Here is a 26,304-nt window from a genome sequence, read left to right as displayed (position 1 = left end):
AAACTATAAAGTATATAACGATAGAATAGTAGAGTAAGTAAAGTTACTCCCTTTATCCTAATTTAGTTGAAGATTTATTTTATTACAATATCAGTAAAACAAAAACCTGTAAGTTATCAGTGAGAAACTTACAGGTTTTTATGATTTATGGCAAGGAAAAGTTCGCAAAGCGTACTTTTTCTTGTTTATGAGGTAAGAACCTAACATTAAATCACAGAGGATGGTTCATCTTAGCTACTCGATGATAGTACCTGTCTTGTGAGATAATCCTTCGAGAGCTTTCTCAAGATGTGTAATAATTGCACGACGGCCTTTACCAGAGCTTACAAAATCAATGCTTGCTTCGATCTTTGGTTGCATTGCACCTTCTTCAAAATAGCCTTCTTGCATATACTTTGATGCATCAGAAACAGAAAGTGAATCGAGTGCGGTTGCATTTTGCGTTCCGTAATTTAATTCAACTTTGTCAACACCAGTTAAGAAAAGCAAGGTGGAAGCATTTAATAGATTTGCTAACTTCGCAGCTACTAAATCCTTTTCAATAATAGCACTGGCACCCTTTAGTATTGGTCCTTGTTCTAATACTGGAATACCACCGCCGCCACCAGCGATAACAACTTGATTTGCATCAACAAGTGCTTTGATTGCATCAATTTCGTAAATATCTATTGGCTTTGGAGCAGCGATAATACGGCGATACCCCTTGTCCTGTTTTACTACATAGTTACCCTTCTTTTCTTCCTTCGCAGCTTCCGCTTCGGTCATGAATCTACCGATAATTTTAGAAGGATGAGAAAATGCCTTATCGAATGGGTCTACTTTTACCTGTGTAATTATAGTAGAAACTGGTTTATATATTCCGCGTAGGAGTAACTCCGTACGTATCATACTTTGCAAATCATATCCGATATATCCTTGACTCATTGCACCACAAACGGACATTGGAGCTACCGTATATTTCGAATCAAGACGGCTAAATTCTGTCATGGCGGTATGCACCATACCAACCTGAGGACCATTGCTATGTGTTACAACAACCTGATATCCCGCATCAACAAGATCAGCAATAGCACAAGCAGCTTTTTTTACATTTGAACGTTGTTCTGGGAAGGTTTCACCAAATGCACTTCGACCAAGTGCTACAACAATAATATTCTGACTCATCGCATTACCTCTTTTCTTTCAAGTACTATTATCATATCATTTTTAATAAAAAAAAGGAAGAGTTTTGTATTTGAAATACTGCTTGAAACAACGTTTTATCTCTGATATGATAAAATAGAATAAAAGATTGTAATTCTGTCAATTACATGGAATAAGTGTAGTATGTTTTCACGAAGAGCTGATATAAGATATAGTTATGAGAACGAAAACTTTGGACAGAATACTACATATCAGTTGTTTTTTGAATAACATCTGATTGCCTATATTAATAGTAACAAAGGAGAACAATATGTTAGAGGATGAATATATCTATTTTACCATGGATAAAACGAAGCATATCGCTTTAGTTGCACATGATGGTAAGAAAAAAGAAATTGTAGAATGGGCAGAGAAACACAAGGAAGTGTTAAAGAAACATTTTCTTTGTGGAACAGGTACAACAGCTAAATTAATTGCCGAGAAGACAGGACTTCCAGTACGAGCTTTCAATAGTGGACCTCTTGGAGGCGATCAGCAGATTGGCGCACGTATTGTGGAAGGAAATATTGATTTTATCATATTTTTGTGGGATCCACTAGAATCCCAACCACATGATCCAGACGTAAAAGCATTACTTCGAATCGCAGTAGTTTATGATATTCCAATTGCGAATAATCTTGCGACAGCAGATTTCCTCTTAGAAAGTAGATTAATGGAGGAGACTTACGACCGTAAGGTAACAAACTTTAATAAGACAATGAAACAGCGTATTGATCAGTTTTCTAAATAAAAAACATGAGATGTAGTAAACTATATTTATTTTGCTACATCTCATTCCTATTAGTACCTAAAAAATTTTCGAATTATATGTAAACTTTGATTTCTTTGGTTGGTGTACCTTTTCTTTAAGATAATTTAGGAAGTTTAATATAGATGAATATAGTTTCCTTAAGATAATTTAGGAACTTTTATATTGATGCATATATTTTCAGTAAAATAATAAGGGATAACAATAAGAATTTTACTTCAAATTTAACAATCAGTAGTTGTAATAGATTTTTAAATGCGTTATCAAGTATAACTTTTTTTATACAATGTATAAATACTCGTTATACAATGAAAATATATGAATAAAAAGGAAATATTTCATTGACATAAAAGGTATTATTGTATACAATGGAACAAAAAATAATTGAAGTATAGGAGAGCGCCATGGAGAATCGTAAAGTTTACATGAATCATCATAATAATTTGTTGTCTCTTGAGGAGCATATCTATGAATTGGTAGATGTAGTACAACCAAACGTATTTCGTAATTTGTTTCCTTACGATGAGATCCCAAAAATCGCTTTTAATGATCGTATCGTACCTCATAATATGCCAGAGAATATCTGGATTACAGATACAACTTTTCGTGATGGGCAGCAATCAAGAGCTCCGTATACTACGGAACAAATCGTGACGATATATGATTATTTACATAGATTGGGTGGGCAAAATGGCATCATTCGAGCAAGCGAATTCTTCCTATATAGTAAAAAAGATAGGGATGCTGTTTACAAATGTATGGAACGTGGTTATGAGTTCCCAGAGGTTACTTCTTGGATACGTGCAAGTAAGAAGGATTTTGAATTAGTAAAAGACCTTGGAATGAAAGAAACAGGTATTCTAGTTAGCTGTTCAGACTATCACATTTTTTATAAGATGAAGATGACAAGAAGTCAAGCGATGGATCATTATTTAAATATAATTAGAGAATGTTTGGAAACGGGTGTTGCTCCTAGATGTCATTTGGAGGATATCACACGCTCCGATATTCATGGTTTTGTAATTCCATTCTGTTTTGAATTAATGAAACTTGGCATCGAATATGGTATTCCGGTAAAGATTCGTGCCTGTGATACTATGGGTTATGGAGTAAATTTTGCAGGTGCAGTAATACCAAGGAGTGTTCAAGGTATCATCTACAGTTTAATTACTCATGCGGGCGTTCCATCGGAACAGTTAGAGTGGCACGGACACAATGATTTTTATAAGGCTGTTACGAACTCAACGACAGCATGGTTGTATGGTGCGAGTGGAGTAAACTGCTCCTTATTCGGTATTGGAGAGAGAACCGGAAATACTCCACTTGAAGCTATGGTATTTGAATATGCCCAGTTAAGAGGCAGCTTAGATGGTATGGACACTACAGTGATTACAGAGCTCGCAGAATACTTTACGAAAGAGATTGGTTATAAGATTCCTCATAGAACACCTTTCGTTGGTAAGAATTTTAATGTGACCCGCGCAGGAATTCATGCAGATGGTCTCTTGAAAAATGAGGAAATATATAATATATTTGATACAGAGAAGTATTTAAATCGTCCGGTCTTAGTTTCTGTTTCCAATACTTCTGGTTTAGCAGGAATTGCTCACTGGATTAATACCTACTATAGACTAAAAGGAGATGCGATGTTAGATAAGTCAAATCCTTTAGTGAATAAGATTAAGTTGATAGTAGATAAGGAATATGAAGAGGGGCGTATTACCGTTATGACTGATGCAGAGTTAGTTGAGATGATCAATACATATAAATCAGAATGTAATGTGGTTCTACCTAATATAACATTGGATAAAGAATAACGGTAAGAGCAGTATCAAATCTGTGAGTAGAGTTGATAGGAACTGGGTGTAATCTCGGAATAAACGACAGGAGGATATGGAAATGACTATGGAATCGATTGCTGCTGCAAAAGAAGCGTTCGGAAAGCTCCTTGAGGAGCAATTAAAGCGTGTTGAGGTAATGAAGGCACAAGGTGATTTTTTAAACTATCAGGCGCTCGATAAAATTATCATAGGAGTGTGTGGTGGGGATGGAATTGGCCCATCAATTACTGGCCAAGCACAAAGAATTCTGGAGTACTTACTGAGAGATGATATCTTAAAAGGTAAGGTTGAGTTTAAAGTAATTGATGGATTAACTATTGAACGAAGAGCAGCAGAGCATGCTGCAATCCCAGTAGATGTGCTGAAAGAATTAAAAGAATGTCACGTAATTTTAAAAGGGCCAACAACAACACCTAGAAAGGGTGATCCGTGGCCAAACGTTGAGAGTGCAAATGTTGCAATGCGTAAGGAATTAGATTTATTTGCTAATGTTAGACCAGTTAGAATCCCAGAGCAAGGAATCGATTGGACATTCTATCGTGAGAATACAGAAGGCGCTTATGCAGTTGGCAGTAAGGGAATCCATGTCACCGAAGATTTAGGCGTAGATTTTACGGTAGTAACCAGTCAGGGAACAGAACGTATTATAAGAGCTGCGTTTGAATTTGCAAAAGCAAATGGAAAAACTAGAGTAACAGCAGTAACAAAGGCAAATATCATTAAAACTACCGATGGAAAATTCTTAGATATTTTCCGTGAGATTGCGAAAGATTATCCAGATATCACTGCAGATGATTGGTACATTGATATTATGACTGCAAAACTCATTGATGAGAAGAGAAGAAAAGATTTTCAGGTTATGGTTCTTCCAAACCTTTACGGTGATATTATCACAGATGAAGCAGCAGAATTCCAAGGTGGAGTTGGTACTGCAGGAAGTGCTAATATCGGTAAACGATATGCGATGTTTGAAGCAATCCATGGTTCAGCACCTAGAATGGTTCAAGAAGGCAGAGACCAGTATGCGGATCCTTGTAGCGTAATTCGTGCTGGTGCAATGTTACTTGCTCATATCGGATATGGTAAAGAAGCAGATAAATTATATCGTGCACTTGATATCTGTACAGTTACGGAGAAAAAGTTAGCGATTACTGGACGCGATACCGGAGCAACCGGAGCAGAATTCGCTGATTATATTATGGAGACAATTGAAGCTATGTAACATAGGATAAATGACAATCTCGTTGTGTAAATAGGTAAAGAGCAACGGGGTTGTCATACTTACGTTATTACTATATTGTTATATGTGTCATGCACAGGAGGAGTTTTCGTGGATAGCAAAGAACTACAACAAGAGGTTACGGACAAATATTCACTTCGAGGTAGAGTGTTTAATCGTATCAGAGAAGATATTCTATCGGGTAAATATGCCCAGAATGAAGAATTAAAGGAGAATACGATAGGAAATGAACTGGGAGTAAGTAGAACCCCGGTCAGAGAGGCTTTAAGACAGCTAGAATTAGAAGGTCTGGTGAATATTATTCCAAACAAAGGGGCTTATGTTACTGGAATCACAGAAAAAGACATTCAGGATATTTACGTAATTCGTTCTTATTTGGAAGGCTTATGTGCCAGATGGGCATGCGAGCATATAAAGGAAGAACAGCTTCAAGAGTTAGAGGAAGTTGTTTATCTATCAGAATTTCATATTAAGAAACAGCATCATGAGCAAGTTTTGGAACTAGATAATAAGTTCCATGAATTAATTTATGAAGCATCGAACAGTAAAATTCTAAGACATGTACTCTCAGATTTTCATCACTATGTGCAACGTATTCGAAAAATTACCTTGTCAAAACCAGAACGTGCAGAAAAATCAAATGAAGAGCATACTGCCATCTTAGAAGCAATCCGCCAAAGAGACGGTGTAAGAGCAGAAAAACTAGCGCATGAACACATCATTCGTACCATAGATAATATTAGTAAGCAAGGACTTTAGAATACATAGAATTTTTATTTCTAAGATACTCTAGACGAATTACCCACTCTTAAAATAACCCTATAGTGATAAAAGATAGGATATATGCTAGAAAGGATTGTTCTTTTGCATGATCCTATTTTTTATACCTAAAAATAGAAACAGGTTTCCTAAGTGTTTAAATAATCTTAAAAAATAGTACTAATTTACTAATATGTATTAATGAAATATCAGACATAGCCGATATTACATTGTATATTCTGATAAGTTAGTGAAAGGACTAAAAAATGAAAACGAAGTTTAATTTTACAAAGAGGCTACTTACGATTGTATTTACACCATGCTTACTCATTTGTATCGTACTTTGTCTTACAAGTACATTTACTATGCTTAATAATATGAGGGATGAAATGCGATTAACCTTACAAGCAGTAATAAATGGTGCACAAAATACTCTAGAACATGTGAATGATGAAGAACTTACAGTGATTGATGGTGAGTTATATAAAGGACCAGTTCAAGTAGCCAAGCTACAAAATATCGTGGATAACTATAAGCATAAAAACGGTGTTGACGTTACCTTCTTTTTAGGTGATGTGAGAATTCTTACAAGCATTCCAGATGCGCTTGGTACAAAGGCAGATGAAAAAGTATCGAATATTGTTTTAGAGGGGAAAAGTTATTACGCCACTAATGTTTCTGTGAACGGCTCGTCTTATTCTGGTTACTATGTTCCGCTGAAACAAGGGGACAATGTAATTGGTATGATATTTGCAGGAAAGCCAAATGAAATGATTGTGAAAGAGCTTACTCGTGCTACAAGTGTCACTATTATTACAGGCCTTGTTATGATTGTATTAACGATTGTAATTTGTTCGTTATTTGCAAGAAGAATGGTAGGTTCCTTGAAAAAGGCAAATCGAGTTGTCAGTATGATTACGGAAGGACAACTTAATATTTCAGAGGAAGACGGAACCACAAAAAGAACTGATGAAATCGGGGAAATATGCAATAATGCATATCACCTATCCCTTGTTTTAAAAAATATTCTAATGACGGTAAAGGAAACTTCCGTGCAACTAAATGATATGTCAGTGTATCTAAAACAGTCTGCGGAGGTGACAAATACAAATGTACAAGACATCAGCAAAGCAGTAGAAGATATTGCAACTGGTGCAAATGATCAGGCAGAAAATACTCAGAATGCAACTAATTCGATCACTGAAATGGGGAATGGTATCTTACAGATTAGAGAAGGAGTACAAGAGCTGATTGCACTAGCAAACACAATGAATGCTTCGAAAGATGTCGTAGTGGATAATATGGGTAAATTAAGTACTGCTGCGGATAAGGTAAATAGGGAAGTAACTCGTGCCAGCGAGCAAGTTACCATCACGAATCAATCTGTTGAAGAAATTCAAAATGCGATTCATGTGATAAGAGATATTGCAGAGCAAACCAATCTGTTATCCTTAAATGCCTCGATTGAAGCAGCACGCGCAGGAGAAGCGGGTAGAGGCTTTGCAGTTGTAGCGGATCAAGTTGGTAGCCTTGCGAAACAGTCAGCCGATTCTTCAAACGAGATTGATCGCGTCTTACTGACACTATTAGAAAATTATAATCAGATTGTAAAAGCAATGAGTTCCATTACAGGTGCAATGAAGATACAAAGTGGAAGTATTAAAGAAACGGAAGAAGAGTTTGAAGTGTTAAAGGAAGGGATTGAATCTACAATCCATAGCATTTCAACGATTGGAAAAGAAACAGAGATTCTTGATAAAGAGCGTGAAGAAATTGTGGATACAATCCAGAATCTTTCTGCGATCTCAGAAGAAAATGCAGCATCGACAGAAGAAACGATGGCTTCGATTGAAGAACTCAATGCTACTATTTCTGAAATTTCCAATGGCGCAAACAAATTAAATGATCATTCTAATCAATTAAGTAAAGAAATCGATATATTTCAAATTTAAATAGGCTCCTACTGGATAAACCGATAATAATTATAAGAGCTATGGAAGAAAAATTATATTTCATAAATTAAGGGCAATAAAGAGGATACTTAAGTTTCTTACTTAGGTATCCTCTTTTTGCCCTCGTTCTTATGGCTGATATATTTTCTTTACATAATCAATTTTTGAAGACATTCCAGCGAGTAATAGATCTGCTAGAGTTAAGGCTGCCATTGCCTCAACCACCACCACTGCTCTAGGAACAATAATTGGATCATGGCGTCCCTTGATGGACACTTTTATGTTTTCACCTGATTTATTCACGGTTTGTTGTTCTTTTTTGATGGAAGGAGTAGGCTTAATAGCAGCTCGGAAGATAATTTCGGATCCATCGCTAATTCCTCCTAGGATACCACCAGAATGATTTGTTAATTTTTTAAGTTTGCCAGTTGTATCAAATTCGAAACCATCATTATTTTCAGAACCTAGCTGCTTTGCTACTTCAAATCCAGATCCGATTTCAAAGCCTTTTACAGCTCCGATAGAGAAGATTGCTTTTGCGAGGTTGGCATCTAATTTATCAAACACGGGCTCTCCAATCCCTGCTGGCACTCCAGAGATAATACATTCAATCATACCACCGCTGGAATCTAGATTGTGTATACATTGTTCTAAGAAATCTTCTGCTTTTTTTGAAGCTTCTAAATCAGGCATATAAAGAGGACTTAAAAGCAGATTTTCTTTATGGCATCTGTGATAGTCAATCGTAATTGGGCCAATGGATTTTGTATAAGTAAAAACTTCGATTCCTACTTCTTTTAAGAGGGCAGCAGCGATAGCACCAGCTGCTACTCGTCCAATTGTTTCACGTCCGGAAGAACGACCACCGCCACGATAATCACGAAAACCGTATTTTGCATCAAACGTATAGTCTGCATGTCCAGGTCTGTAATAGCTTGCAATCTCACTATAGTCAGTAGATCGTGCTGTTTCATTCGCAATCATCATAGAAATTGGAGTTCCTGTCGTTTTTCCATCGAAAACACCAGAAAGAATGGTTACGAGATCGTCTTCCTTTCTTGGGGTTGAATATTTCGTTTGCCCAGGTTTGCGTCGATTAAGATAAACCTGAATTATTTCTTCATTTAGAGTAAGACCTGCGGGGCACCCGTCTACGACAACACCGATACCTTTCCCATGTGATTCCCCCCAAGTAGTTATTTTAAAAATAGATCCGAAACTTGAACCGGACATAATATCACCTCTTCTTTTCATTCTTCTGGTGTGAAGTTTTATAATTTCTTAGGCAGCGTACTTTGCTCTCCTTAAAAATCTCTTCACACTTATTCCACTTTACTTGAACATAGTATACTGTATGTTACTGTGGATTTCAATCGAATTGTAAGGAAAGACTGTAAATTTATTTACATGAAATGACACCTTTTGCGTTTTGTGTCATAAGATGTTATTAAAGAATGGAAGGAGTAGAAGCATGAGACATCAAGTAGGAAAGAATCGGTACTATAACCCTCGCCAATCTAATATGCTTACTTCAGGAGTTATAATAAGCCAAAACTTGAAAGAAGGACGTGGAAATATAAAAAAAGAGCAACCTTGTGGTTGCGAAGAAGCAATGAAAAAATGTCTTAATCGTGATACAGACAATGATACCTTCTGCTGTGATTTTGATGAGACTTCAATTTATGAATATGATTGTGAATGTTTACGGCAGAAAAAAAGCTGCTTTTAAAGCAGCTTTTTTCTGGAATTACAAGATGTAATTAGCAGCCAAATCCATTGCCACAGCAGCAGAAGAGAATGATAATAATAATCCACCAGCAACCGCCATCGCCAAAGCCGCCGCCGCAACTATTGCCACATCCGCAATTATTGCCGCATCCGCCACCGAAGCCGTTACCACAGCAGCAGAATAACACGATGATAATTATCCACCAGCAACTGCCGCCACCAAAGATTGAATTTCCACATCCGCAATCATTTCTACATCCACATTCATTTCTGCATCCGCAGCCGTTATCACATCCGCATCCGCCGCAGTTTGTAGCTGTTAAATCACTCATATGAGTTCCTCCAATAAATGTTTACAGTGTATCTTATGAAACACAGCTTGCCTTATTTCCACTATTTATAAAAAAATCTTCATCTTTTTTTTCCCTTTTTTCGATTTATTGAACGCCCATTGACAAACGTAAGGAATAAACATATAATTACAATAGTTTAACGCATTACAGCTTTGATGTAATAAAACTTTTAGATAAGCTAATAGAGTTACAAAAGTCGTCAATTTGCTAAATATACTAATTTAAGTTTCAAACAAGAAATTCACATATTTTAGCAAAAATTTTAGAAAGGAAAAAATGGAGGGTACAACATGATTTGGGCCAAAGAAGAAACGATGTCTAGAAGTGAGATAGAAGAAATTCAATTAAAAAGACTTCAGGAAACCGTTGCACGTGTCTATGATAAGATACCATTTTACCATGAGAAAATGGATGCAATTGACATGAAACCAGAAGATGTAAGATCGTTAGAAGATTTAAAGAAACTTCCATTTACATTGAAACAGGATTTTCGCGATAATTACCCTTTTGGAATGTTTGCAGTTCCAAAAAAAGAGGTAGTTCGTATTCATGCCTCGTCAGGTACCACCGGAAAACCTACAGTAGTCGGTTATACGAAAAAGGATATGGAAGTTTGGACAAATAACGTATCGAGAATTGCATGTATGGGTGGAGCGACAAAAGAGGATACCGCACAGATTTGCTTTGGTTATGGGATGTTTACTGGTGCGTTAGGATTGCATTTTGGTTTAGAGAACATTGGAGCAAGTGTATGTCCGACCTCGTCTGGGAATACCAAAAAGCAAATTATGTTTATGCAAGATTTTGGCACGACATTATTAGTGGCTACCCCTTCTTACGCATTGCATATTGCAGAAGTTGCACTTTCGATGGGAATTGATCCTAAGAAAGATTTAAACGTTAAAATTGGGTTATTTGGTGGTGAAGGTATGACAGAACCAATGCGGGAGGAGATGTATAAGCTTTGGGGTAAGGAGTTCCTGTGTACTCAAAATTATGGTATGAGTGAGTTATGTGGGCCGGGCGTATCAGGAGAATGTGAATATCTGTGTGGAATGCATATTAATGAAGATCACTTTATTCCAGAAATTATTGATCCAGATACCGGAGAAGTGTTACCTCCTGGTTCGAAAGGTGAATTGGTTATCACCTGTCTTACCAAAGAAGCAGTCCCCTTAATCCGTTATCGTACTCGTGATATCACAAAGTTAATGCAGGAGCCCTGCAAGTGTGGGAGGACTACCGTACGTATGGCTAATTTATTTGGTCGTACCGATGATATGTTAGTAATCCGAGGTGTCAATGTGTTCCCTTCTCAGATAGAAGAAGTCATGTTAAAAATTCCTGAGATTGGTCCACACTATCAGATTACGGTTGACCGTGTAAATCATTTGGATACAATGGAGATTCAAGTGGAACTTATCGATGATACCGTGCTTGATTCTTATTCTTTATTAGAAGGATTGGAAAAGAATATTAGAAATCAGCTAAAAACAGTATTGGGATTAGATGCTACGATTAAACTTGTAACGCCAGGAAGTTTACAACGATTTGAAGGAAAAGCAAAACGTGTAACTGATTTAAGAAAGAATGTTATGTTTTAATCAATTATATTTTATAAGCAAAAAAGTTATCAATTACATTTTGTAAGTACATATTTATCACTGATATTCTATTAGTGATTGGAATGAATAAAAACGATTAATGAATATATAAATGAACGAAAAATTTCTTAGAGAAGCAATTTCTTACTCTCTAAGATATTTTCGTTCGTCTCATTATTTATTCTTCTAAAGAGTCTTTTTTTGAAACGATTACAGTTTCTTGGTAACAAGAGAACATATCAAGCAAGGATGTTTTTGATAGTTTTGGTGTAACTATACTGACAATTGGTACTACAATCAGACTTAGTAACATGGTAAAAGCACCAGCTACGATGGAGGAAGAGAAGAACTCGAGTTTTAAGTTTACAACTGTTACGCCAACACCAACCAAAAAGGCAGACCAAACACCAGCTTTTGTAACTCCTTTCCAGTAAAGACCGTAGAGGAAAGGGGCAAGGAAGGAGCCAGCGAGAGCACTCCAAGAGATACCCATCAGCTCTGCAATGAATTTCGGAGGATCAAGAGCTAGGACAACGGATATAAGAATGAAGAATGCAATTAATATTCTCATAAGTAGAAGTTGAGTTTTTGTCTTCATCTTTTTAAAACAGGTTTCTTTTAGAAAGTCTAGAGTTAATGTTGAACTTGAAGTTAAAACCAGAGCGGAAAGGGTTGACATGGAAGCAGATAAAACTAATACTACGGTGATGCCGACTAAGATATCTGGCAAAAATGAAATCATATAGGGAACGATACTATCAAAGATAACTTTCCCTTCAGCGTTTCTAATACTTCCATTGTCAAATAAACGTGAGAAGGCACCAAGAAAATAACATCCACCCGATACGACAATAGCGAATAATGTGGATATTATGGTTCCAGTTTTTATAGCTTTTTCATCTTTAATAGTATAAAACTTATGTACCATCTGAGGAAGACCCCAAGTACCTAAGGAAGTAAGAATTATAACACTAATTAGGTTTAAAGGGTCTGGACCAAAGAAAGAAGTATATGCACCAGGTTGTCCAAGTGTTACAGAAGCTTCGCTATTTATTTGCGATAATTGATTAATTGCTTCTAGGAATCCACCTTTTTGGTTTAAGACAGCGACAATAATAGCAACAATACCAAAAAGCATAATAATACCTTGGATTAAATCATTGATTGCAGTTGCCATATAACCACCTAAGATAACATACACTCCGGTTAGAGTAGCCATTACAATAACACAGATTTCATATGGAATATCAAAGGCCATACCAAATAGACGAGATAGTCCATTATAAATCGATGAAGTATATGGCACAAGGAAAACAAAGGCAATGACAGAGGCTGTTATTTTGATTGATTTACTTTCATAGCGTGAGCCAAAAAATTCAGGCATTGTCTGTGAATTAAAATGTTTTGTCATTACTCTAGTTCTGCGACCAAGGATAATCCATGCAAATAAGCTACCGATTAATGCGTTTCCAAGACCAATCCATGTAGCAGAAACACCAAAATCCCAACCGAATCTTCCAGCATATCCAATAAAAACTACAGAAGAAAAATAAGAAGTTCCAAATGCAAAAGCGGTAAGCCAAGGTCCTACACTTCGTCCGCCAAGTACGAAATCACTAATGTTCTTGGTATGCTTTCTAGAATGGATGCCAACAAGAATCATAATTCCAAAGAATACGAAGAGCATAATTAGTTTGACAATCATAGATTTAATCTCCTTTTTTAAGATATAATCAATTCACTACTTTAACGCTATAAAGCGTTGCGCTTTAAAGTGATAATACCAAAAAATGGGAAGATTGTCAACTGAAACGAAACATGAGACAGAATGAAATATTATGTTTAAAGATTACGTAAGACGGAAAAAACAAAATCAGTGGACATAGCAACAAATAAAATAGAGGCACAAAATACTCTAATCTTCGGAGGTATTTGATCTGTTCGATGTTTCAGCCTAGGGTGAATGTATTTTACTAAAAGTACTCCCAGTATCCCAAATAATAAGGATGCTAGTAAACAGACACGACCATTTAGCTGAATCGTATAGTTAGAATAATCCCACCACCTGCGGCCGAATAACATCTCAAGTACCCAGGAAGTAGCGTATTCTAGGGCAGTTGTTACTAACATACTAAACAAGAATAGGTTTGCTTTATTCATACGTTTATGTAGACACAGAATAATTAGTAAGGCACCAAACCCATAGATCGGTAGGTAGGGTCCGAATAGAAAACCTCGTTTTACTAACTCACCAGCTTGTATGGAACAAACAATTGTTTCGTAGCACCAGCCAAAGAAGCTGTAGACAAAAAGCCATATCATGCTATTTACACACCACATGTTACTCTCTCCTTCGTAAGACATATTTTCATAGATCCCCTCCTTTAAGAGCAAGGTATCCTTTTGTTTGTCCATTTATAATCATACATGTCAACATTTAGGGGATTTATGGTTTTTCTGTATTATAGTATGTGATTTTTCAAGTGTCTATGGATGTTAGGAAAGCCTAATGGAATTCTAATAATTTATTAAGACCATTTATAAAAATCTAATACAATGTGAAATATTTACTAATTTTATGGTAAATAAAAGAAATCAAAGGAAAGAGTCGATTACTTTTAGTAAAGGAAAAACAAAAGATTATATTTTGAAGTTATAAAGAAAAAGCAATAGTGATAAGTTCTATAATATGTCTGTAAATTAATTAGTTATATCCAAATAAATGGAGGACCATTGTATCTATGTTGTATAAAATGTATAATTATCACATAGTAAGCAGGGTAAAAAGAAAAGAAAGAAAGGAAGAGAGCAACATGCAAAAGAGAGAAATTATGTTAGGCAATGAAGCAATTGCCAGAGGAGCATATGAAGCCGGTGTGAAAGTTTCGGCTGCTTATCCTGGAACACCAAGTACGGAAATTAGCGAGAATATTGTGAAATATAAAGAGATTTATAGTGAATGGTCACCGAATGAAAAGGTAGCAATGGAGGTAGCTATCGGAGCATCGATTAGCGGTGTCAGAGCTCTTGCCTCTATGAAACATGTTGGTGTTAATGTTGCTTCTGACCCTTTATTTACAATTTCGTATGCTGGTGTTAATGGAGGGTTAGTACTTGTTGCAGCTGATGATCCCGGATTATACAGTTCACAAAATGAACAAGATACCAGAATGGTAGCAAGAGCTGCACAAGTTCCAGTACTAGAGCCCTCCGACAGTGAAGAGGCGAAAGAGTTTGTAAAATTTGCATTTGATATGAGTGAGAAGTATGATACACCTGTAATTGTGCGTACAACAACAAGGCTTTCTCATTCTCAAGGCATGGTTAACTTAAATGACAGAATCGAAGTAGAAGATAAACCTTATGTTAGAAATCCAGAAAAAAATGTAATGATGCCAGGGAATGCAAAAGTTCGTCATCTTGTTGTAGAAGCACGTACGAAACAAATGATAGAAGAAAGCAGTACTTTTCCAATTAATCGAATCGAATATAACGATAAGAAAATTGGTGTCATAACAAGTGGTATTCCCTATCAGTATGTAAAAGAAGCATTGCCAGAAGTATCTGTTCTTAAGCTTGGTGTGGTAAATCCACTTCCAAGAAAGTTAATTGAGGAGTTTGCCACTTCCGTGGAAAACTTGTACATAGTGGAAGAATTAGATCCTGTGATTGAAGAGCAGGTGAAGTCCTGGGGAATCAAAGCAGTCGGGAAAGAAATTCTTACTGTTCAGGGAGAATATAGCGCGAATCTATTAAGAAAAGCGATTAAAAAAGAAAAAGTTGAGATAAAACAAGCGGCGCAGGTACCGAATCGTCCACCGATTCTTTGCCCCGGATGTCCTCATCGAAGCGTATTTTCTGTATTAAAGAAGTTAGGAATTCATGCAGCTGGTGATATTGGCTGTTATACCCTTGGTGCAGTAGCTCCGTTAAATGTTGTGGATACGACTGTTTGTATGGGGGCAAGTATCAGTACCTTACATGGAATGGAAAAGGCGAAGGGGAAAGAGTACATAAAAAACTGGGTTGCCGTCATTGGTGACTCCACCTTCATGCATACTGGTATCAACTCTTTGATTAACATGGTATATAACAAGGGAACTGGTACTGTGATGATTTTGGATAACTCAACCACAGGAATGACTGGACATCAAGATCATGCAGCAACTGGGAAAACATTAATGGGAGAAGATACCATAGCAATCAATATTCCTGATTTATGTCGTTCGATAGGAATAAAAAATGTGATTGAGGTGAATGCCTTTGACACGAACGCGTTAGAAGGTATCGTGAAAGAAGAAGTTGCAAAGGATGAACTCTCTGTAATAATAGCAAAAGCACCTTGTGTACTTCTTACCAAGAAACTAAGTAAAACACAGTGTAAAGTGGTTTCAATGAAGTGTAAAAAGTGTGGAATGTGTCTAAAACCAGGATGTCCGGCAATAACAAGGAAGGAAGATGGTGTCACAGTAATCAATGATACTATGTGTAATGGTTGCAATCTATGCTTCGAGAAATGTAAGTTCGGTGCAATAGAAAAGGTAGAGAGATAGGAGGAAATCACCATGGCGACAAAAAATATTATGATAGTTGGAGTTGGTGGTCAGGGAACCCTACTTACCAGCCGAATCTTAGGTGGAATTACGATGAATGCAGGCTATGATGTCAAGCTTTCAGAGGTACATGGTATGGCACAACGCGGAGGCAGCGTTGTTACCTTTGTTCGATATGGGGATAAGGTAACTGAGCCCATCGTAGAAGTTGGTCAAGTAGATGTATTAATCGCATTTGAGCGTTTAGAGGCAATGCGCTATTCTCATTTCTTAAAGAAGACTGGTATTTTGATTGTGAATAATCAAAGAATTGATCCTATGCCAGTAGTGATAGGAAATGCTGTATACCCAGAGAATATCATTGAGGATCTAAAAAAAGAGCATAAGGTATTAAGCGTGGATGCAATGGATGAGGCAAAGAAGCTTGGTAATACAAAGGTATTTAATATTATAGTGCTTGGTATCGCAGCAGCTCATATGGATTTTACCAAAGAAGACTGGCTTACAGTAATCGAGAACACAGTACCTACAAAGACTATTGATATCAATAAAAAAGCTTTCTTAATTGGTTATGAGATGCATCAATAAAACTGTAAGGAGGAGAAGCTATGATGAAACAGTTATCTGTATTTGTTGAAAATAAAGTTGGTAGTCTTAGAAAAGTAACAAGTGCACTGAGTGAGAATGGTATTAATTTGCGGGCGATTTCTGTGTTTGACTCACCGGATTTTAGTATACTACGTATTATAGTAGATGAACCTGACAAAGCAAAATTGGTACTTTGCGAAAAAGGATTTGCAGTGAAAGTATCCGACGTATTGGCAGTTGAATTAATGGATAAACCAGGGGATTTGGATCGCGTTCTTGCTATTTTGGCAGAACATAACTTGAGTATTAATTACATCTATTCCTTTGTACTTCGTGGAGAAAAAGCACCATTGATGGTATTAAATATCAATGATATGAAGAAAGCAGAAACTGTGTTACGTGAAAACAATGTGTGTGTAATCGAATAATGAATTCAGGAGGAAACACCAATGATATGGAACGAAGCAAAGGAATGCATGAGCCGAGATGAGATGCAAAATCTCCAGAGCAAACGGCTAGTAAAGATGGTTGACCGCGTATATCATAATGTGGAATTCTATCGTAAGAAAATGCAGACTATGGGCTTAGAGCCGGGAGATATTCGGGGAATAGAGGACCTGACTAAGCTCCCATTTACTACAAAAACAGATTTACGGGATAACTATCCATTTGGACTTTTTGCAATACCACAATCGGAAATTGTGCGTGTTCATGCTTCATCCGGAACAACAGGAAAGGCAACCGTAGTCGGATACTCCAGAAGGGACATCGAGAATTGGCAGGAATGTGTTGCAAGAGTTTTGGCTATGGTTGGATTAGGAAAAGAGGATAAGATACAAGTCTCTTACGGTTATGGTTTATTTACTGGTGGGCTGGGGCTTCACTATGGGGCGGAAAATTTAGGAGCCACTGTGATTCCAATGTCATCTGGGAATACCAAAAAACAAATAACAATGATGGAGGACTTTGGATGTACCGCAATTGCATGCACCCCCTCCTATTTATTACATATTATTGAGACATTAGAGGAAGAAGGAGTGATAGACCGCATTCAACTAAAGGCGGCAATCTGTGGTGCTGAACCATGGACAGAAAACATGAGGAAAGAAATTGAGTCACGCCTCCATATTAATGCTCATGACATTTATGGGTTAAGCGAGATTATGGGACCTGGCGTAGCAGCTGACTGTGAATATCATACTGGACTTCATGTATATGAGGATCATTTTATCCCGGAAATTCTTCATCCAGATACCTTAGAACCATGTAAATCAGGAGAAATTGGAGAACTGGCATTTACAACGATTACCAAGGAAGCCTTACCGCTCTTTCGTTATCGTACCAAGGATTTAACAAGTATTAATTACGAGAAGTGCGAATGTGGTAGAACGCTTGCAAGAATTTCTCGTTTCAAAGGACGTACCGATGACATGCTAATTATTCGAGGAGTTAACGTCTTTCCATCGCAGGTTGAAACTGCCCTTTTAGAATTAGGTGAAACTAGCCCTCATTATTTAATGTTCGTTGATAGAGTGAATCATCAGGATACTTTAGAAGTTTGGGTGGAAGTAGAAGAGCGATTTTTCTCTGATGAGATTAGGAAATTAGAGTACTTAACAGGCAAAATAGCTCATGTATTACAACAAGCGTTAGGTCTTTCGGTCAAGGTTAAGTTAGTGGAACCAAAGACCATCGAGAGAAGTGAAGGAAAAGCGAAACGAGTGATTGACAAACGTAAATTAGTCTAAAAGGAGGTTTTACTTTGGCAATTAAACAATTATCTGTATTTATTGAAAACAGAACTGGAAGGCTGGAAAAAGTAACAGAAACACTGAAGGAAAATGGGATAAACATTACCTCTATGAGCTTGGCAGATACGAGCGAATATGGTTTGCTGCGTATGATAGTGTCAAATCCTAACGAAGGGAAACGAGTTTTAAAGGAAGCAGGATTTTCAGCAATGTTAACTGATGTATTAGCAGTGAAGCTACCCAATAAAATTGGGATGCTGCATGAGTTATTAAAGGTTTTGGAGGATGTTAATATTGAATATATGTATGCTTTAGCAACGAATGAGAATGCTTCAATGGTAATTAAAATCTCAGATATTGAGGCAGGTAAGCAGTCTTTAGTGAAGCATGGATTCGAACTTGTTTCAGAAGAAATTGCATATAAAATCAATGAATCATGAATAAAAAACTTACTTACTCCCATAGGATTTGACATCCTATGGGAGTGTTTTCGTCAAAATACATAAAAATCCTTTGCAGTTTTTTCTTTTTTCGTGTAGAATAGTACTACAAGTACATAATAACAAATATTAGGAAGTAACAAAGGATGAATATAATGAAGGCAAAAAGTAAACGTAGGTATTGGGATGGGAGATATGGGAAGCGTATTTTGGCAGGATTTTTATGGGCTTCGATTATTCCTGTCCTTATTTTAGGTATCATCTCGTATTTTACTTCTTTAAAAAGTGTCAGTGAACGCATGAACAATAGCAATCATAGTGAACTCATTCAGACGATGTTACGCGTTGATAGTGTTTTGGAGACAATCGAACAGCACTATGTGAATATTGTTTCTTCTGAGGAAGTAAAGCGATTGGTTGAGAATGAGGTCGGTTATCAGGATTACTCTATCCTTTCCGACTTTATGAATAAGATGATAACGAAAGTCAGCTTTATTAATTATATCAATGGTTATTCTTTAATAAACTTTGATACCGGTTGGATTTACAGTAATAGTGGAATGAAAAAGATGAACGATATTACAAACGCTGAGGAAATAAATCATATTTTTGAACAGGATAGTAGTTCTATCTTTTGGATTAACAATACATATCAAGATTGGAGTGCCAAAGAACCTTCGGTAGACCTAACATACCTTTCTTTAGCATATCGCCTGCCCCTTGTCCTAAACGACAAGAATGCAATGATTGTGATTAATATTAATCGCAATGCTTTTGAAACATTAATGGAAAATAATAAACGTGTTGCCTCTATGATTATTTTGGATCAAAATGGTGAGAAAGTTTATGGAAACAATGCTAAGATTGATGACGTTATGATCGGGTACATCAAGGAAAACGTTGAAAACAGTGATGTCAAGGAAGATATTATAGAATTAAGTTATCGACAGGAGAATGAAGTATATCAAATTAGTTTAAAACAGTCTGATAGCAGCGGATGGACGTACATTGCTTATTACAATACAGACCTGGCCAGGGAGGATGCTAGAAGCATTCTTTATATTGCACTTTGGTTAGCACTTGGATTATTTCTCCTGATTATCTGTATCTCTAGTTTATGGACCTATCGAATCTACCAGCCCATAAAGAAGACTTATTCGAAAGTGAAGGACTGCTTAGAGGGAGAAGCACAAAACAAAGAAAATGAACTTGAATATATAGAGCAAGGAATTCATACGCTCTATCACCATAATGTTGAGTTAGAAGATATGGTGCAAAAACAACGGGATCAATTGATTGAATTGTTTGTACTTCGTCTGCTTCGTGGTCAGCTGACTGAGGAGATGATAACAGCAAATATGCAACTGCTCAAAATTCAACCTGAAGAATGTTTTTCAGTAATTTTAATGAACTGTAGTCTGAACGAAGAAGGGAGAGAATTGTCTCACCTTGAAAAAGACGTGTTGCATATTCGTATTGCAAAATCGACTCCAGACAGTGTAAGAGCTAAGTTGATGATGAGTCCTGTCAATAATCTCTATGATGTAGTTATGGTGGTAGGAGGCAAGGATGAAAAGGAATTAGAAGAAAAAATCATGGAAATTTGTAAAGAGATGAGTGAGTTTGTTCTTGTGAATTTCAGCCACTATACCAAGGTAGGTATCAGCCGAACCTTTGATAATCTTACAATATTCCCGAATGCTTTTCGAGAAGCAACAGAAGCTTTAAAAATGGAGGGACAATCTAACGATAATCAAAACATGGAACAGCTCACTTACTATTCCGATATGGTATTATCGGAAGAAAAAGTGAACACATACAATCTTGTGCTTCAGAATAGGATTAAGGATGCTGTGGATAAATGTGATGAACGCACAGCGTTCCATGTTGTAGAAGAATTTTTAGAGGAAATTAAAGCAAGCGAATCCAAATGGAATGAGCAGTATTACTTCTTATACCGCTTCTTATTATCCATTCTTGTGACAGGAGCTGATGCAGGGCTGTCACTTAATTCAATCTTTGAGTTTAAAAGCTATACCATATTCCAACAGTTTCATCAGCTTTATACCTTAAAAGAGATGGAAGACTATTATAAATATCAGCTAGTCCGTCCAATGATTGAACACTTAAAGGATTTCCGTAAGAATAGCCGTAGCGCAATATTAGAAAAAATCGAACTACTGGTGCTTGAGACAGAAGGTGATATCACCTTAACGGAATGCGCAGAAAAGATTGAATGTCATGCCAATACAATCTGGAGAATTATGAAGGATATGAGGGATCAGACATTTAGCGAATTTGTAGCTGAAATTCGTCTGGAAAAAGCGAAGGATTTATTAGTTCATTCTACGTTATCTGTTGCCGAAATAGCGGAGAAATTAAACTACACCAATGCCCAGAACTTCATTCGTTACTTTAAAAAGCATTGTGGAGTTACTCCTGGTAAGTACAGACAGGAGAAGAAGGAATAGAGGTAAAAAAAGCTAGCCATCACAACATAAGTCACTCATGGTTTGCCTGAGGTACTTTGTCTGTGATGGCCTTCTTGTTATATACTTCATTAGCAACTGTTTCACTGGATTGTAAAGATACGTGAAAGAATTGAGTAAAATAATCATTTTCTTATGGAAAATGACGCAAAAATCTATGAGGAAGGTACTGATTACTAGGCAAAACAATCATATAGTATCAATAGATAATTTAATGATTATTGCAAATTGTTTAATATCTCGTTAAAATGAGGCAAGACAATAGGAGATAGAATACATACTTTTTTATTGTCTTGTAAGTAGGAAGATGAAAGGGTGTTTTCATGAAGGTATATGGTTACAGAATGAGGAAAAGCTTACTTGGGGTGTTTGCAGTTTTCTGTTTCTTGGTACTTGGGGGATGCAAGCAAAAGGAAGAACAAGAGGAATATTTCGATTTAAGGCTGATGACCTACGAATATACGGGAGAACCTCTTGTAGGAGAGTATGGCAGCAAGATCAAGACTATGGTTGAGGATTATACTAAGACCAATTTAAAAGTGCAGTGGATTCCAAGTGATACTTATGAGGAGAAACTAAATAGTATATTAGCTAATAAAAAAAATCTTCCTCATATTATTGCCGTTGACGTTGCTAATGTAAACGTTGTCAATGCTGCTAAGTCTGATTTGTTCTGGGATGTGACAGATATGTTGAAGGATTATAAGAATCTGTCACAAGCAAAGGATATCCTCAATGATAACATACGTATTGATGGCAGGCTTTACGGGGTGAACCGATGCAGATTCATTGGAAGAATAGGCTTTGGATACCGAAAAGACTGGGCGGAAAGACTAGGACTTGGTATTCCAGAATCGATTGGTGATATGGAAAAGATGATGATGGCATTTACCTTTGACGATCCGGATGGCAACGGGGTAGACGATACCTATGGTCTTGTACTGTCCAAAAGTTCTGTGGGAATTGATGCTATCTTAAGCTGGTTCGGGGTACCGAATGGATGGTATATCAATGAAGAAGGGGAGTTAATGCCTAACTTTTACACAGAAGAATATGTAGAAGGGTTAAGCTGGATTCGCAGGATGTATGAACTTGGTTGTATTAATCCTGATTTTCCAATCATAGATTTCTCTGCCTGGCCCAATGATTTAAAAAACGGGACTGCAGGAATCATGGTTCACAATATCGATGATAGCAGAAGAGTGGATGATTATTTCAAACAGAATGGAATAAACGCAGAGCTTTCTTTAGTAGGGGCTATCAAAGGATATGATGGAGTCAAGAGAACACTCGGTACCAGTGGAAACAGTGGATTTTTTGCAATTACAAAGGCTGCAAAAACGGAGGAAGAAGTACGTCAATGTTTAGAATTTCTTGACCGTATGAATGACGAAGAGATGGTGATGCTTGCAGATTATGGATTAGAGGGACGTCATTACAATTACGATGAAGAAGGGAGACTGGTTCGAGTTAAAAATATGAAACAGTTAAATGAATTCTCGTGCCTAAATCAGTTGGTGACTTATTCGGCTTTTCGCCGAGTACCATCTGTTGTGGTAGCAGAGAATGAGATTTATGATTTACAGGAAAGACTTTTTGTAGAAAATGAGCAATATGCTGTCATGAATCCAGCGCTAAAATATATTAATGGCTCGAATACCTACATAAAAAAGGGAGAAGCCTTACATCGAATGATAGAGGAAGCACGGGTGCAATTTATCGTAGGTGAAATTGATGGTGAGGGGTTAAACAAAGCAATTGAGGAATGGAAAGTTTCGGGTGGCCTCGAGTTAATAAAAGAGGTGAATGAACTTTATCATAAAGATTAAAATTAGATAACAGAAGGAATAGGTTGAAAATTTTGGATTTCAACTATGGCAGATACGGAGGTTAATATGAGTTTTAAGACAGATTTTAAAAACCCACCAGCAAAAAATCGTATTAAGCCATTTTGGTTCTGGAATGGTGATATGAAGGAAAAAGAAATTGAACATCAGATTGCAGAGATGGCAGAAAAAGGGTTAGGTGGAGCGTTTATCTGTGCAAGACAGGGATTAAGGGTCCCTTACCTTTCCAAAGAATGGTTTGAACGAGTTCATTTTGCTTGCGAGAAAGCAAAGAAGAATGGAATAGAGAACTGGCTCTATGATGAGTATCCATATCCAAGTGGCATGAGTGGTGGAGAAGTAATGCTTCGCAATCCAGATGCAGAGCATATGATTTTAAGAACCTATCAGTTTCAGGTGGTTGGTGGAGAGAGGATTAGAGAAAAGCTTTCTTTTGGTGAAGTTCTCTATGCAAAAGCAGTAAAAGAGCTTTCAGAGGGGATTTATGATTACGAGAATGCGATTGATTTAAGCGATTGTATTGGAAATCTTCAGGAGGAAGAAATCTATCAGCAGACAGGATTAACCTCCTATAATCACAAGCGTTTCTTTTCTTATCAACCAGCCCATATACTAACCTGTCAATTACCAGAAGGGAAGTATAAGATTGAAGTTTTTACACAGGAAGCGATGGGGGATTTTAAATATTACGGCAGTTTCTTTGATCCATGTAATAAAGAGGCTGTGCAGAGTTTCCTTGATACAACCCATGAACGCTATAAGCACCATCTGGGGGCGGAATTTGGTAAGACAATTCATGGAATGTTTTCTGATGAGGTTGGATTTTTAAGTCCTATTCCATGGAGTAAAAAGATAATTTCCTATTTTAAAGAGGTAAACGGGTATGATCTATTACCTGTACTACCAGCGTTAACGAATGCAAATTATAAAGATGCAGCGAAGATACGTTATGATTTTATGCAGTCCATACATCAGCTATTTGTCCTTAGCTATCATAAGCAGGTAGCAGACTGGTGTAGAGAGAATAACCTTCTCTATGCAACAGAAGTTCCGTCTATGCGTATGTCAACCCAGCGTTATAGTGATGTAATCGGAGGGGACACCTGCCATGAGAAGTTAGGGAAGTCTTTAGAGTGGATTTATGATACGTATCTGCCATACTATCGTGCCAATGCGAAATCAGTAACTTCCTTGGCTAGCCAGTTAAATAAACCATATAGTATGATTGAAAGTTTTCATAGCATTGGCTGGTCAATGACATTACAGGATGCAAAATGGATGGTAGATCATATGGGGGCACATGGCATTAACCTGTTTAACTTTCATGCCTTTTACTACACGATAGACTCTATTACAAAGCATGATGCACCACCATCTCAATTCTTGCAGAATCCTTATTGGAAGCATTATCGGCTCTTAGCGGATTATGTTGGAAGAATGAGCGTATTTAATACTTATACCAATGCAGATGTAAAGATTGCAGTGCTTGACCCTGCAGTTACCTTGCTAACAAAGCTAGGAAATCCTTTCAGGCAATTCCATTATGTTGGAGAAGATGAGAAAGAGAAGGAACTATGTGAACGTACCGTAAGGGACTGGGTTCATGTATGTAAGACAATTCTCTTTGAGCAGCTTAACTATGACCATCTGGATGCAGAAATCTTACGGGATGCAGAAATAAAAGAAGGAAAGATTTTGTTAGGAAGAGCTTCTTATTCTATTCTTGTGGTACCTCCTTGTGATGCGATGGAACTATTTGCGACAAAAAAAATAGAAGAGTTTTTAGCTGTGGGAGGTCGTGTTATCTTCCTTGGAAGGATTCCAACAGAAGTCATTGATGAAGATACAGACGTAGAAAAACACTATCAAGAGATTATAAAACATCCGAACGTAACATATCTAAAAACCAATCAGGAATTAAAGAACAGCGGTGTTATGGAAGAAGTCATTCCAATACTTCATGATTTAGAATGCGCAGCAGTATCCTTCCATACGAAGGACATCTATAAAAAGGACTGTATTACTTCTGTTCGTACTGGAAAACAAGGGGAAGTGATGCTATTCATCACCAACCAGGGAAATCAGACGGTAACTGGTGAAGTAACCGTACAATTAGAAGGCATCCAAAGTGCGAAACGATGGAGTTTTGAAACTGGAGAAGAGAGCAGTCTGCCTTATAAAGATAATAGTATTTTACTGACGTTAGGCGCTTTCGAGAGTATCTGTATCGAGTTTTTAAAGGATAAAGTATGGGATGAGACCAAGGAAGAAGCGAAGCAATCTAAAGTCTGTACAATTCCTATGAATCAGGAGATGAAAGTAAGCATAGAGGGAAGCAACATTTATCGATTCGAGTATTTTGATATTTCTGTTGATCAGCAAAACTGGAAGAACGTTGATGTGAAGACATTCATGGAACAGATGGCGGAGACCAAATTAGTACCAGGAGAAAAGTTAACTTACCAAAGCATGTTTGGTACACCGAAGAAGATCCATTTTGCTTATCCGATGAAGACTTATTATCGCAATGAGTTTACAGTGAGAGATTCAATTGGTGATGTATGGCTTCTCATGGATACAGGTACGATTACAGGTGATTATGTAATTACGCTCAACGGACATAGGATCATAGCAGAGGATTTTGTATCAGTATTTGTGAATGACCAGAATAACATGAGATGTAATGTAGTTCCTTACTTACGAAAAGGAAAGAATGAACTCTTTATCGAGGTAGAAGTAAAAAATGATTCCGATGGTGTTCGTGATCCTATATATTTGTATGGAGACTTTGGCGTTATGGCATCGGAACAAGGAATGATTATCACAAAAATGCCAGATGAGGCAAGCTATCGTGATACTTATACCGAGGGGTTCCCTTATTATAGTGGAACTACTTCTTTTGAAACCTGTCTAAATTTAAAAGAGAGTGAGGCCGCTGGTATTGGTGCACTTCGCTTTGATTTTGGCGATAGCAGATATGATTGTATGGAAGTTATAGTGAATGGAGAAAGTATTGGAGTCAAAGCATTTACCCCATATACCTTCCCTGTTGCGAAAAATATCTTAAAAACAGGAACGAATGAGATTACCCTAAAGGTAACTAACACACTATCTAATATGCTAGACGGAACCTACTTTGATTATAAGAAACATGCGTTAGTTACAATCAAATAAATTACACAAAAGATTGAGTCCCACGAATACAAAG

General features: G+C 37.0%; 20 protein-coding genes. 15 read left to right on the top strand and 5 right to left on the bottom strand.

Going from position 1 to position 26,304, the window contains the following annotated elements; translation table 11 throughout:
• Positions 1 to 234 precede the first annotated feature (234 nt).
• The gene (gene arcC / locus CC92_RS0106720) at positions 235 to 1,164 is read right to left on the bottom strand and encodes a carbamate kinase (RefSeq protein WP_029503717.1); all 930 of its coding nucleotides are present in this window, start codon (positions 1,162 to 1,164) and stop codon (positions 235 to 237) included.
• A gap of 289 nt (positions 1,165 to 1,453) precedes the next feature.
• Between arcC and CC92_RS0106715 the strand changes: the two genes are divergently transcribed.
• From CC92_RS0106715 to CC92_RS0106695, 5 genes are all read left to right on the top strand, one after another.
• Positions 1,454 to 1,933: a methylglyoxal synthase gene (locus CC92_RS0106715; protein ID WP_029503719.1), complete on the top strand. Its 480-nt coding sequence runs from the start codon at positions 1,454 to 1,456 to the stop codon at positions 1,931 to 1,933.
• 422 nt (positions 1,934 to 2,355) lie between these two features.
• Complete coding sequence (locus tag CC92_RS0106710; protein ID WP_029503720.1) at positions 2,356 to 3,768, top strand: 2-isopropylmalate synthase; 1,413 nt, start codon at positions 2,356 to 2,358, stop codon at positions 3,766 to 3,768.
• Positions 3,769 to 3,850: 82 nt separating this feature from the next.
• Positions 3,851 to 5,014: an isocitrate/isopropylmalate family dehydrogenase gene (locus CC92_RS0106705; RefSeq protein ID WP_029503721.1), complete on the top strand. Its 1,164-nt coding sequence runs from the start codon at positions 3,851 to 3,853 to the stop codon at positions 5,012 to 5,014.
• 108 nt (positions 5,015 to 5,122) lie between these two features.
• Positions 5,123 to 5,791, top strand: a complete 669-nt coding sequence (locus CC92_RS0106700) for a GntR family transcriptional regulator (RefSeq protein ID WP_029503722.1) — start codon at positions 5,123 to 5,125, stop codon at positions 5,789 to 5,791.
• Between the two features lie 266 nt (positions 5,792 to 6,057).
• Positions 6,058 to 7,743 (top strand): methyl-accepting chemotaxis protein, encoded by a 1,686-nt coding sequence (locus CC92_RS0106695; RefSeq protein WP_081841906.1) that lies wholly within the window; start codon positions 6,058 to 6,060, stop codon positions 7,741 to 7,743.
• A gap of 129 nt (positions 7,744 to 7,872) precedes the next feature.
• On the opposite strand, the gene aroC is transcribed toward CC92_RS0106695, so the two are convergent.
• Positions 7,873 to 8,976: a chorismate synthase gene (gene aroC, locus CC92_RS0106690; RefSeq protein WP_029503724.1), complete on the bottom strand. Its 1,104-nt coding sequence runs from the start codon at positions 8,974 to 8,976 to the stop codon at positions 7,873 to 7,875.
• Positions 8,977 to 9,214: 238 nt separating this feature from the next.
• Here aroC and CC92_RS0106685 point away from each other — a divergent pair, with 238 nt between their 5' ends.
• A complete protein-coding gene (locus tag CC92_RS0106685) occupies positions 9,215 to 9,472 on the top strand; it encodes a hypothetical protein (RefSeq protein WP_029503725.1) in 258 nt (85 codons plus the stop codon).
• A 31-nt stretch (positions 9,473 to 9,503) separates the two neighbouring features.
• Here CC92_RS0106685 and CC92_RS22090 read toward each other — a convergent pair whose 3' ends face one another.
• A complete protein-coding gene (locus CC92_RS22090; protein ID WP_081841907.1) occupies positions 9,504 to 9,803 on the bottom strand; it encodes a keratin associated protein 6-2-like protein in 300 nt (99 codons plus the stop codon).
• Positions 9,804 to 10,114: 311 nt separating this feature from the next.
• On the opposite strand from CC92_RS22090, the gene CC92_RS0106670 reads away from it, so the two are divergent.
• Positions 10,115 to 11,428, top strand: coding sequence for a phenylacetate--CoA ligase family protein (locus tag CC92_RS0106670; RefSeq protein WP_029503727.1), 1,314 nt, complete (start codon positions 10,115 to 10,117; stop codon positions 11,426 to 11,428).
• 178 nt (positions 11,429 to 11,606) lie between these two features.
• On the opposite strand, the gene CC92_RS0106665 is transcribed toward CC92_RS0106670, so the two are convergent.
• Positions 11,607 to 13,133, bottom strand: coding sequence for a sodium/proline symporter (locus CC92_RS0106665; RefSeq protein ID WP_029503728.1), 1,527 nt, complete (start codon positions 13,131 to 13,133; stop codon positions 11,607 to 11,609).
• 137 nt (positions 13,134 to 13,270) lie between these two features.
• Complete coding sequence (locus CC92_RS0106660) at positions 13,271 to 13,792, bottom strand: putative ABC transporter permease (protein WP_051650793.1); 522 nt, start codon at positions 13,790 to 13,792, stop codon at positions 13,271 to 13,273.
• Positions 13,793 to 14,241: 449 nt separating this feature from the next.
• Here CC92_RS0106660 and iorA point away from each other — a divergent pair, with 449 nt between their 5' ends.
• The 8 genes from iorA (at position 14,242) to CC92_RS0106620 (ending at position 26,270) form a co-directional block, all read left to right on the top strand.
• Positions 14,242 to 15,981 (top strand): indolepyruvate ferredoxin oxidoreductase subunit alpha, encoded by a 1,740-nt coding sequence (gene iorA / locus CC92_RS0106655; RefSeq protein ID WP_029503730.1) that lies wholly within the window; start codon positions 14,242 to 14,244, stop codon positions 15,979 to 15,981.
• 12 nt (positions 15,982 to 15,993) lie between these two features.
• Complete coding sequence (locus CC92_RS0106650; protein ID WP_029503731.1) at positions 15,994 to 16,569, top strand: indolepyruvate oxidoreductase subunit beta; 576 nt, start codon at positions 15,994 to 15,996, stop codon at positions 16,567 to 16,569.
• Between the two features lie 20 nt (positions 16,570 to 16,589).
• Complete coding sequence (locus CC92_RS0106645) at positions 16,590 to 16,997, top strand: ACT domain-containing protein (protein ID WP_029503732.1); 408 nt, start codon at positions 16,590 to 16,592, stop codon at positions 16,995 to 16,997.
• Between the two features lie 21 nt (positions 16,998 to 17,018).
• Positions 17,019 to 18,317 carry a phenylacetate--CoA ligase family protein gene (locus CC92_RS0106640; RefSeq protein WP_029503734.1) on the top strand — a complete coding sequence of 433 codons (1,299 nt, stop codon included), beginning with the start codon at positions 17,019 to 17,021 and terminating at the stop codon, positions 18,315 to 18,317.
• A gap of 14 nt (positions 18,318 to 18,331) precedes the next feature.
• Entirely contained in the window at positions 18,332 to 18,760 is a 429-nt protein-coding gene (locus CC92_RS0106635; RefSeq protein WP_029503735.1) for an ACT domain-containing protein, read from the top strand.
• A gap of 146 nt (positions 18,761 to 18,906) precedes the next feature.
• Positions 18,907 to 21,231: a helix-turn-helix domain-containing protein gene (locus CC92_RS0106630; protein WP_029503736.1), complete on the top strand. Its 2,325-nt coding sequence runs from the start codon at positions 18,907 to 18,909 to the stop codon at positions 21,229 to 21,231.
• A gap of 341 nt (positions 21,232 to 21,572) precedes the next feature.
• Positions 21,573 to 23,078, top strand: coding sequence for an extracellular solute-binding protein (locus CC92_RS0106625; RefSeq protein ID WP_051650794.1), 1,506 nt, complete (start codon positions 21,573 to 21,575; stop codon positions 23,076 to 23,078).
• Positions 23,079 to 23,144: 66 nt separating this feature from the next.
• Complete coding sequence (locus CC92_RS0106620) at positions 23,145 to 26,270, top strand: glycosyl hydrolase (protein ID WP_029503739.1); 3,126 nt, start codon at positions 23,145 to 23,147, stop codon at positions 26,268 to 26,270.
• Positions 26,271 to 26,304 lie beyond the last annotated feature (34 nt).

The organism is Lachnoclostridium phytofermentans (genome assembly GCF_000733755.1).
Lineage (GTDB): Bacteria > Bacillota > Clostridia > Lachnospirales > Lachnospiraceae > Lachnoclostridium > Lachnoclostridium phytofermentans_A.
The sequence above is the reverse complement of the archived record's forward strand: the minus strand, read 5'-3'. Positions and strand labels throughout refer to the sequence as shown.

What these genes read in the sequence shown, in the direction of transcription:
- CC92_RS0106645 (WP_029503732.1), top strand. Translation starts at nt 16,590, where the DNA reads ATGATGAAACAGTTATCTGTATTTGTTGAAAATAAAGTTGGTAGTCTT.
- CC92_RS0106695 (WP_081841906.1), top strand. Translation starts at nt 6,058, where the DNA reads ATGAAAACGAAGTTTAATTTTACAAAGAGGCTACTTACGATTGTATTT.
- arcC (WP_029503717.1), bottom strand. Translation starts at nt 1,164, where the DNA reads ATGAGTCAGAATATTATTGTTGTAGCACTTGGTCGAAGTGCATTTGGT.
- iorA (WP_029503730.1), top strand. Translation starts at nt 14,242, where the DNA reads ATGCAAAAGAGAGAAATTATGTTAGGCAATGAAGCAATTGCCAGAGGA.
- CC92_RS0106650 (WP_029503731.1), top strand. Translation starts at nt 15,994, where the DNA reads ATGGCGACAAAAAATATTATGATAGTTGGAGTTGGTGGTCAGGGAACC.
- CC92_RS0106620 (WP_029503739.1), top strand. Translation starts at nt 23,145, where the DNA reads ATGAGTTTTAAGACAGATTTTAAAAACCCACCAGCAAAAAATCGTATT.
- CC92_RS0106685 (WP_029503725.1), top strand. Translation starts at nt 9,215, where the DNA reads ATGAGACATCAAGTAGGAAAGAATCGGTACTATAACCCTCGCCAATCT.
- CC92_RS0106665 (WP_029503728.1), bottom strand. Translation starts at nt 13,133, where the DNA reads ATGATTGTCAAACTAATTATGCTCTTCGTATTCTTTGGAATTATGATT.
- CC92_RS0106630 (WP_029503736.1), top strand. Translation starts at nt 18,907, where the DNA reads ATGAATATAATGAAGGCAAAAAGTAAACGTAGGTATTGGGATGGGAGA.
- CC92_RS0106710 (WP_029503720.1), top strand. Translation starts at nt 2,356, where the DNA reads ATGGAGAATCGTAAAGTTTACATGAATCATCATAATAATTTGTTGTCT.
- CC92_RS0106660 (WP_051650793.1), bottom strand. Translation starts at nt 13,792, where the DNA reads ATGTCTTACGAAGGAGAGAGTAACATGTGGTGTGTAAATAGCATGATA.
- aroC (WP_029503724.1), bottom strand. Translation starts at nt 8,976, where the DNA reads ATGTCCGGTTCAAGTTTCGGATCTATTTTTAAAATAACTACTTGGGGG.
- CC92_RS0106640 (WP_029503734.1), top strand. Translation starts at nt 17,019, where the DNA reads ATGATATGGAACGAAGCAAAGGAATGCATGAGCCGAGATGAGATGCAA.
- CC92_RS0106670 (WP_029503727.1), top strand. Translation starts at nt 10,115, where the DNA reads ATGATTTGGGCCAAAGAAGAAACGATGTCTAGAAGTGAGATAGAAGAA.
- CC92_RS0106715 (WP_029503719.1), top strand. Translation starts at nt 1,454, where the DNA reads ATGTTAGAGGATGAATATATCTATTTTACCATGGATAAAACGAAGCAT.
- CC92_RS22090 (WP_081841907.1), bottom strand. Translation starts at nt 9,803, where the DNA reads ATGAGTGATTTAACAGCTACAAACTGCGGCGGATGCGGATGTGATAAC.
- CC92_RS0106705 (WP_029503721.1), top strand. Translation starts at nt 3,851, where the DNA reads ATGACTATGGAATCGATTGCTGCTGCAAAAGAAGCGTTCGGAAAGCTC.
- CC92_RS0106625 (WP_051650794.1), top strand. Translation starts at nt 21,573, where the DNA reads ATGAAGGTATATGGTTACAGAATGAGGAAAAGCTTACTTGGGGTGTTT.